The sequence below is a fragment of the Massilia sp. YIM B02763 genome (assembly GCF_030412015.1).
GTDB lineage: Bacteria > Pseudomonadota > Gammaproteobacteria > Burkholderiales > Burkholderiaceae_D > Telluria.
Genome location: NZ_JASNRD010000021.1, coordinates 80,556 through 88,473 on the forward strand (window position 1 = coordinate 80,556; position 7,918 = coordinate 88,473).

8 protein-coding genes are annotated in these 7,918 nt (G+C 66.1%); 5 read left to right on the forward strand and 3 right to left on the reverse strand.

All coding sequences use genetic code 11. The annotated features are described in order from the left end of the window. Window positions 1-3: 3 nt before the first annotated feature. On the reverse strand, window positions 4-243 hold the full coding sequence (locus QPK32_RS26600) for a hypothetical protein (RefSeq protein WP_308632635.1): 240 nt from the start codon (window positions 241-243) through the stop codon (window positions 4-6). Window positions 244-251: 8 nt separating this feature from the next. Further along, on the reverse strand, window positions 252-1,265 hold the full coding sequence (locus QPK32_RS21910; RefSeq protein WP_308632636.1) for an HlyD family secretion protein: 1,014 nt from the start codon (window positions 1,263-1,265) through the stop codon (window positions 252-254). A gap of 117 nt (window positions 1,266-1,382) precedes the next feature. On the opposite strand from QPK32_RS21910, the gene QPK32_RS21915 reads away from it, so the two are divergent. The 4 genes from QPK32_RS21915 to QPK32_RS21930 all read left to right on the forward strand — a co-directional run bounded on the left by QPK32_RS21915 (window position 1,383) and on the right by QPK32_RS21930 (window position 4,493). Next, a complete protein-coding gene (locus QPK32_RS21915) occupies window positions 1,383-2,045 on the forward strand; it encodes a TetR/AcrR family transcriptional regulator (protein ID WP_290414915.1) in 663 nt (220 codons plus the stop codon). 128 nt (window positions 2,046-2,173) lie between these two features. Further along, window positions 2,174-2,359, forward strand: coding sequence for a hypothetical protein (locus tag QPK32_RS21920; RefSeq protein ID WP_290414916.1), 186 nt, complete (start codon window positions 2,174-2,176; stop codon window positions 2,357-2,359). 146 nt (window positions 2,360-2,505) lie between these two features. After that, window positions 2,506-3,654 carry a sensor histidine kinase gene (locus tag QPK32_RS21925; protein WP_290414917.1) on the forward strand — a complete coding sequence of 383 codons (1,149 nt, stop codon included), beginning with the start codon at window positions 2,506-2,508 and terminating at the stop codon, window positions 3,652-3,654. Further along, window positions 3,651-4,493, forward strand: coding sequence for a LytTR family DNA-binding domain-containing protein (locus QPK32_RS21930; protein WP_290414918.1), 843 nt, complete (start codon window positions 3,651-3,653; stop codon window positions 4,491-4,493). The genes QPK32_RS21925 and QPK32_RS21930 overlap by 4 nt, the downstream gene beginning before the upstream one ends. Window positions 4,494-4,572: 79 nt before the next feature. On the opposite strand, the gene QPK32_RS21935 is transcribed toward QPK32_RS21930, so the two are convergent. Next, window positions 4,573-5,262, reverse strand: a complete 690-nt coding sequence (locus QPK32_RS21935; protein WP_290414919.1) for a dienelactone hydrolase family protein — start codon at window positions 5,260-5,262, stop codon at window positions 4,573-4,575. A 318-nt stretch (window positions 5,263-5,580) separates the two neighbouring features. Between QPK32_RS21935 and QPK32_RS21940 the strand changes: the two genes are divergently transcribed. Then, window positions 5,581-7,815, forward strand: a complete 2,235-nt coding sequence (locus QPK32_RS21940; protein WP_290414920.1) for an NADP-dependent isocitrate dehydrogenase — start codon at window positions 5,581-5,583, stop codon at window positions 7,813-7,815. The last annotated feature ends 103 nt before the right edge of the window (window positions 7,816-7,918 follow it).

The following is a 7,918-nucleotide window of genomic DNA, read 5'->3' on the forward strand; positions in this document are numbered from 1 at the left end:
TCCTTAGTTGGCGGCGGTGCGCGCGGGCTGCTGGGCCGGCTGCTGCTGCACCTTCTGGCGCAGGTCGATCTCGACCACGGTCGACATGCCCGGCGCCAGGCGGCCCGCGAACTGCTTCAGGTCTTCCGGCTTCAGGGTGATCTTGACCGGCACGCGCTGGACGATCTTGGTGAAGTTGCCGGTGGCGTTATCGGCCGGCAGCAGCGCGAACTGGTTGCCCGAGGCCGGCGAGAAGCTGTCCACGCGGCCGATCAGCTCGTGCTTCGGCAGCGCGTCGACTTCGACCTTCNATCGGCCGGCAGCAGCGCGAACTGGTTGCCCGAGGCCGGCGAGAAGCTGTCCACGCGGCCGATCAGCTCGTGCTTCGGCAGCGCGTCGACTTCGACCTTCACTTCCTGGCCGACGACGATGCCCGGCAATTGCGTTTCCTTGAAGTTGGCGGTCACCCACACGTCGTCCTGGACGATGGCGGCCAGCTGCTGGCCCGGCTGGATGCGCGCGCCGACTTCGATGCTCTTCTTGCCGATGCGGCCCGTCACCGGGGCGACGATGCGGTTGTAGCCGAGCTGCAGGCGGGCGTCCTTCAATTGCGCCTGCAGCACCTTGACCTGGGCTTCGAGCACGCTGCGCGCGGAGGTCGCGGCGGCGATCTGGGCCTCGGCGGCGCCGACCTGGTCGCGGCGCGCGGTCACGTCGGCGTTGGCGGAGGCGCGCGCGGCGGTGGCGGCATCCACCTCGGCCTTCGAGACGGCCTTCATCTGGGTGTTGTACAGCTGGCCGAAGCGGTCGGCGTCCTGCTTGGCGCGCACCAGGTTGGCCTGGGCCTGCACGACCTGGGCCTTGGCGGCCGAGGCCTGCGCCTTGGCCTGCTCGATGGAGGCGTCGGCCTGCACGATCTGCTGCTGGACGCTGGCGATCTGGGCCTGGATCTGCTCCACGCGCACGCCCTGGTCGGCCGGGTCCAGCTCGGCCAGCACCGTACCGGCCTGGACCAGCTGGTTGTCGTCGAACAGCACCTTGGTGACGACGCCGGGGATGCGCGACGAGACCGCGTGCACGTGGCCGGCGATATAGGCGTTTTCGGTATCGACGAAGTTATGGCTGCGGTACCACATGCGGCCACCGGCGGCCAGCGCGGCGACGGCGATCAGGCCGACCACGACCAGCACGCGCTTGTTCGGCCCCTTGGCGGGGGCTGCGCCGGCGGGGGCGCCCGGCGGGACGGCGGAAGCGGGCTTCTGGGCCGTGGTTTGCGTATCTGCCATGAGTGCTACTCCGAAAGAAAAAATGAAATGGGTCAATCTCATTATTCGACAAGTCGTGGCGAAAGTCAAGAAATGAAACGGTTGCATTTCATTTGGAAGTGCCTTACATTACACCTCATGGAGAAACCATTGCACGACAGCGCCGAATGCCCCGGCAAGACCGCGGGACGGCCGAAAGCCGCCGACGTCGAGGCGCGCACCCAGGAGTTGCTGCAGGTCGCAGGCCGCCTGTTCCTCGAGAACGGCTATACCAAGACCAGTCTGGAATCGATCGCCCGCGCCGCCCACGTGGCGGTACGCACCATCTATGTGAAGTTCGGCGGCAAGGCCGGCCTCCTCGATGCGGTCCTGTTCGCGAAGCGCCACCGCTTCTTTCGCAGCCAGCCGATGGAAGCCGACGACCGCCCGTTCCGCGAGGTGGTCGGCGATTTCGCGCGCCAGATGCACGAGCTGATCAATTCCCAGGAAGCCGTCGAGATGCAGCGCATCGTGCTGGCCGAGGCATCGACCAATCCGGAGCTGGCCGAAGCCTTCTGGAACGGCGGCCCGCACCAGACCCGGGACATGCTGGCGCGCTACCTCGCCCGCCCGTCGGTGCGCGCCCAGTTGCGCCCGGACCTGCCCTTCGACTTGCTGCCCGCGCACATGATGGCCGTGATCTGCGGCGAGCAGATGAAGCGCTTCCTGGGCCAGGAAGTGGCCATTTCGCCCGAGGTCGCCCTCGCCGAACTGGAGCAACGCATGGAACTGTTCTACCGCAGCGTCCTGCTAGGAAATTGAACACAGCAGTGAATGTGCGGCAGCGCACGGAACACCCCGCCATGCATCGGGCATCCTGACATCTTTGGTAAGGAGGATGTCATGGAAAACAACAATATGTTCACGAAATACCGCTGCAAGGAGGCTGCATGAGCAAGTCGTCCCGTTACGAATGGCGCGACCAGCAGGCCGCGCTGCAAGACCAGATGAAGGGCTTCCTGGCCAACCCGAGCAACGAACAGCTCGAAGCCGTGGTCGCCGAAATGCGTGCCTACGCCAGCGCCGCCCAGTCGGGCGCGATCGAGATTCCGCAGCGCTGGACCAGCTACAGCTGATCCTTGTCGATTGAAGTCCGGTGGCCGTCGCAGATCGGCCCACCGGACCGCCCCGCCCCAACCGCCGTTTCCTCCCGCGCATTTCGCGCCCTCCCCTCGCGCTTCGTCGCATTTTTTCCGCTCTCCGCGATACCCATGGTAATTTCTTGTCCAAACAGAACAAGGACACCATGGCCCCGCATCCGAGCACGACGCATCCGCTGGAACTGATCGCCCCGTTCCGCCGCTGGCGCCCGTCGCCGCTGCGCAATCTCGTCTATACGCTCGTCTGGAACTGCCTGGTCGGCGTGCTGATCGCGCTGGCGCTCTGGATCGCCGGCCGTCAGCCCCTGCCCTACCTGCTCGCCGGCTGCCTGCTGACCTCGAACCTGGTCGGCCTGTCGATCCACGTGGCGCTGAACCTCCTGATGCATTTCGTGCCGTCCAGCCGGCCCGGCGGGTGCTCGCCCGTCATGCGCGCCTGCCGCATCCTGCTGACGTTCTGCTGCGCCGTGTTCGGACTGGCCGTCGCGGAAGCGATCCTGGGCGGACAGATTCCGTTCCGGGGCCAATTGCCGGGTGCCAGCCTGATGAAGATGCTGCCCTACGCCGCCGTCATCGCCCTGGTCATGGTGACGATCCTGGCCGCCGGCGAACGGCGCCTGGCGCGCGAGATGGCGGCCGCGCGCCAGCAGGAGCAGATGGCCGAGGCGGCGCGCCTGCTGGCCGAGGCGAAGCTGCGTGCGCTGCAGGCCCAGATCGAGCCGCACTTCCTGTACAACACGCTGGCCAATGTCGTGAGCCTGATCGGCCCCGACCCGGCACGCGCGCGCCACATGCTGGAACGCCTGATCGATTTCCTGCGCGCGAGCCTGTCGGCCAGCCGCGCCGAGCGCTCCACGGTGGGCGCCGAACTCGATCTCGCCGCCGCCTACCTCGACCTGCTGGCCGTGCGCATGGGCGCTCGCCTCGCCTGGCGCATCGAGGCCGGCGACGAGGTGCGCGCGCTGCCGCTGGCGCCGATGCTGGTGCAGCCGCTCGTCGAGAACGCGATCATGCACGGGCTGGAGCCGAAGGTCGAGGGCGGGACGATCGTCGTGCGCGCGCAGCGCAGCGGCAGAGGGCTGTGCGTGGAAATCGCCGACGACGGCATCGGCCTCGTGGACGCCGCCCCGCGTCCCGGCGGCGGCGTGGGCCTGTCGAACCTGCGCGAACGGCTGCGCAGCTTGTATGGTCCGGCGGCGCGGATACAATTGATGGAAAACCAACCGAGCGGCGTGACCTCGCGCCTGCTGCTGCCCCTGGAGAGCACGTGACCCATCCCGCCGCGCCCCTTGCCGTCATTGCCGACGACGAACCGCACCTGCTCGCCTACCTGGAAGAACAACTGGCGCTGGCCTGGCCGTCACTGCGCATCGCGGGACGCGCCGCCAACGGCATCGAGGCGCTGCGCCTGGTCGACGAGCTGGCCCCCGACGTGGTCTTCCTCGACATCCAGATGCCGGGCCTGAACGGCATGCAGCTGGCGGAAAAGCTGTGCGCGGAAGGGACGCGCACGCCGCGCATCGTGTTCACCACGGCGCACGAGCACTATGCGCTGCAGGCCTTCGAGCAGTCCGCCTTCGATTACCTGTTGAAGCCGATCCGCCTGGAGCGGCTGCAGCGTACGGTGGCGCGGCTGCAGGAAACGCTGGCGCAGGCGGCAACGGCATCGGCGCCGGCCGTCGACCCCGCCGCGGCCGGGATGCTGGTCCAGCTGATGCGCCAGCTCGGCATGGCGGCGCCGGCGCCAGGCGATGTACCGGTGCCCGTGCCCACCCCCGCAAGCGCCCCGCTGCAATGGATCCGCGCGGCGCAGGGCCAGGAGACGCGGTTGATCGCCGTCGACGAAGTCATCTACTTCCAGAGCAACGACAAGTACACGAGCGTGTTCGTGGCCGACGGCGAACACCTGATCCGCACGCCGCTGCGCCAGCTGCGCGAACAGCTCGATCCGCAGCAGTTCTGGCAGATCCACCGCGGCGTCATCGTCGCCGCCCGCCACGTCGCCGGCACCCGCACGGATTTCCGCGGGCGCCTGCTGGTGCGATTGAAGGGGCGCGAGGAGCAGCTCGTGGTGAGCCGCAATTACGTCGACCTGTTCCGGCAGATGTAGGGCGCGGCCTGCTGCTCGGCGACGCCATGGTGGGCAGGTGTGCCCACCGAAGGTGCCACAAGCGTCAGAACAGGTGCTGTCAGAACAGGTGCTTCAGGAAGAAGGCGTCGGTGCGGCTGTTGGCCAGCGTCGTGTCGGCCGCGTGGTGGCTGCTGCCGTTGGGGCGGGCGAACGCGTGGTCGCGGCCCGGGTAGACGTACACCTCGGTATCCGGCTTGGCTTCCAGCGCGGCGCGGATCGCTTCCTGGGCCGGCGGCGGGATGTAGGCGTCGGCGCCGGCCAGGTGGTATAGCACGGGCTTCGTGATGTTGGCCGCCTCGGCCAGGAAGTTGTCGGTGCCGCCGCCATAGTAGGCCGCGAAGGCGTCGCCGTCGGTACGCGCCGCGGCCAGGTAGGTCAGCAGGCCGCCCAGGCAGTAGCCGGTGACGCCGACCTTGCCGTTGCCGCCTTCCAGCGTGCGCACGGCGGCGATGGTCGCGGCGATGTCCTGCACGCCCTTGTCGATGTCGAAGCTCTTGTACAGGCTCATGCCTTTCTCGAAGTCGGCCTCGCTCAGCTGCACGCCCGGCTCGGCGCGCCAGAACAGGTCCGGCGCCACGGCGATATAGCCTTTCAGCGCGTAGTTGCGGACGATGCTGCGCATGCCCTCGTTCACGCCGAAGATTTCCTGGATGACGATCACGACCGGATGCGGGCCCGGGGTGGACGGGTATTCGACGTAGCAGTTGAAGGTGCCGTCCGCGACGGTCACGGGCAGTTGCGTGGACATGGTGGTGTACTCCTGAGTTAATGATGCGTGCATCATAGGCGATCCGCGCCGCGTGCGTATGACGCAACCCTGCCCACTGGCCGGTTCCCACGATGTGGAAAATCATTGCACTATCCGATTGCCAAAGGTCGTGCAATAATATAGTCCGTCCTATGTCTTATATAAGACTTAGCCAGAAGACAAGAAAAGACAGCGACGTTTGCGGCCGCCACATCGAGGTCCGACGGAGTATGATTTCGCGATCCGTTCATCGCGCCGGCCAGGCGATGTCTTTTTGTTGAGTATTCGAACCCTTCCCGCACATCGAGGAACAAGCGTATGAGCAGTGATCAGACCATCATCTACACCCTGACCGACGAGGCGCCCCTGCTGGCTACCCATGCCTTCCTGCCCGTCATCGAAACCTTCGCCAAGCCGGCCGGCATCACCATCGAAGAGAGCGACATCTCGGTTGCGGCGCGCATCCTGGCGGCTTTCCCGGAGCGCCTGACCGAAGCGCAGCGCGTGCCGGACGCCCTGTCGGAGCTGGGCAAGCTCACGCTGACCCCGCAAGCGAACATCATCAAGCTGCCGAACATCTCGGCCTCGGTGGGCCAGCTGCAGGCCGCCATCAAGGAACTGCAGGGCAAGGGCTACGACCTGCCCGACTACCCGGCCAACCCGACCACCGACGAAGAAAAGGACATCAAGGCTCGCTATGCCAAGTGCATCGGCTCCGCCGTGAACCCGGTCCTGCGCGAAGGTAACTCGGACCGCCGCGCGCCCAAGGCCGTCAAGGAATACGCACGCAAGAACCCGCACTCGATGGGCGAATGGTCGGCCGCGTCGCGCACCCACGTCTCGCACATGACCCACGGCGACTTCTACCACGGCGAGAAGTCGATGACCCTGGACGGCGCGCGCGACGTGCGCATGGAACTGGTCACCAAGTCGGGCCAGACCGTCGTGCTGAAGCAGAAGGTCGCGCTGAAGGCCGGCGAGATCATCGACTCGATGTTCATGAGCCGCAAGGCCCTGATCGAGTTCTACGAGAAGCAGATCGAGGACGCCAAGAAGACCGGCATGATGTTCTCGCTGCACGTCAAGGCGACCATGATGAAGGTCTCGCACCCGATCGTGTTCGGCCACGCCGTGCGCACCTTCTACAAGGAAGCCTTCGCCAAGCACCAGGAAACCCTGGACAGCCTGGGCGTGAACGTCAACAACGGCATGGCCGACCTGTACAACAAGATCGAGAAGCTGCCGGAATCCCAGCGCGACGAGATCATCCGCGACATCCACGCCTGCCAGGAACACCAGCCGGAACTGGCCATGGTCGACTCGGCCAAGGGCATCACCAACTTCCACTCGCCGAACGACGTGATCGTCGACGCGTCGATGCCGGCCATGATCCGCGCCGGCGGCAAGATGTACGGCGCCGACGGCCGCCTGAAGGAAGTCAAGGCCGTGCTGCCGGAATCGACCTTCGCCCGTATCTACCAGGAGATCATCAACTTCTGCAAATGGCACGGCGCCTTCGACCCGCGCACCATGGGCACCGTCCCGAACGTCGGCCTGATGGCCCAGCAGGCCGAGGAATACGGCTCGCACGACAAGACCTTCGAGATCCCGGAAGACGGCGTCGCCAACATCGTCGACATCGCCACCGGCGAAGTGCTGATGTCGCAGAACGTCGAGACCGGCGACATCTGGCGCATGTGCCAGACCAAGGACGCGGCGATCCGCGACTGGGTCAAGCTGGCCGTCACCCGCGCCCGCAACTCGGGCATGACCGCCGTGTTCTGGCTGGACGCCTACCGTCCGCACGAAAACGAGCTGATCAAGAAGGTCAAGACCTACCTGAAGGACCACGACACCACGGGCCTGGACATCCAGATCATGTCGCAGGTGCGCGCAATGCGCTTCACGCTGGAACGCGTGGTGCGCGGCATGGACACCATCTCGGTGACCGGCAACATCCTGCGCGACTACCTGACCGACCTGTTCCCGATCATGGAACTGGGCACCAGCGCCAAGATGCTGTCGATCGTCCCCCTGATGGCGGGCGGCGGCATGTACGAAACGGGCGCCGGCGGTTCGGCACCGAAGCACGTGCAGCAGCTGGTCGAGGAAAACCACCTGCGCTGGGATTCGCTGGGCGAGTTCCTGGCCCTGGCCGTGTCGCTGGAAGACCTGGGCCTCAAGACCGGCAGCGCCAAGGCGAAACTGCTGGCCAAGACCCTGGACGCCGCCACCGGCAAGCTGCTGGACAACCGCAAGTCGCCGTCGCCGAAGACCGGTGAACTCGACAACCGCGGCAGCCAGTTCTACCTGTCGCTGTACTGGGCCCAGGAACTGGCCGCGCAAACCGAGGACGCCGAACTGGCCGCCTACTTCGCGCCGCTGGCCAAGAGCCTGGCCGAGAACGAAGCCAAGATCGTCGCCGAGCTGCTGGAAATCCAGGGCAAGCCGGTCGACATCGGCGGCTACTACAAGCCGGACAGCGCCAAGGTGAAAGCCGTGATGCGTCCGAGCGCGACGTTCAACGCCGCGCTGGCGTCGGTCGGCGCGTAATCGCTTAGCCGACAACGTAAAAACCCCGGTACCGCGCCTGCGGTACCGGGGTTTTCTTTTACGGTAGATACCGTCTTGCCTGTCAAGCTGCGAAAGCGTAATT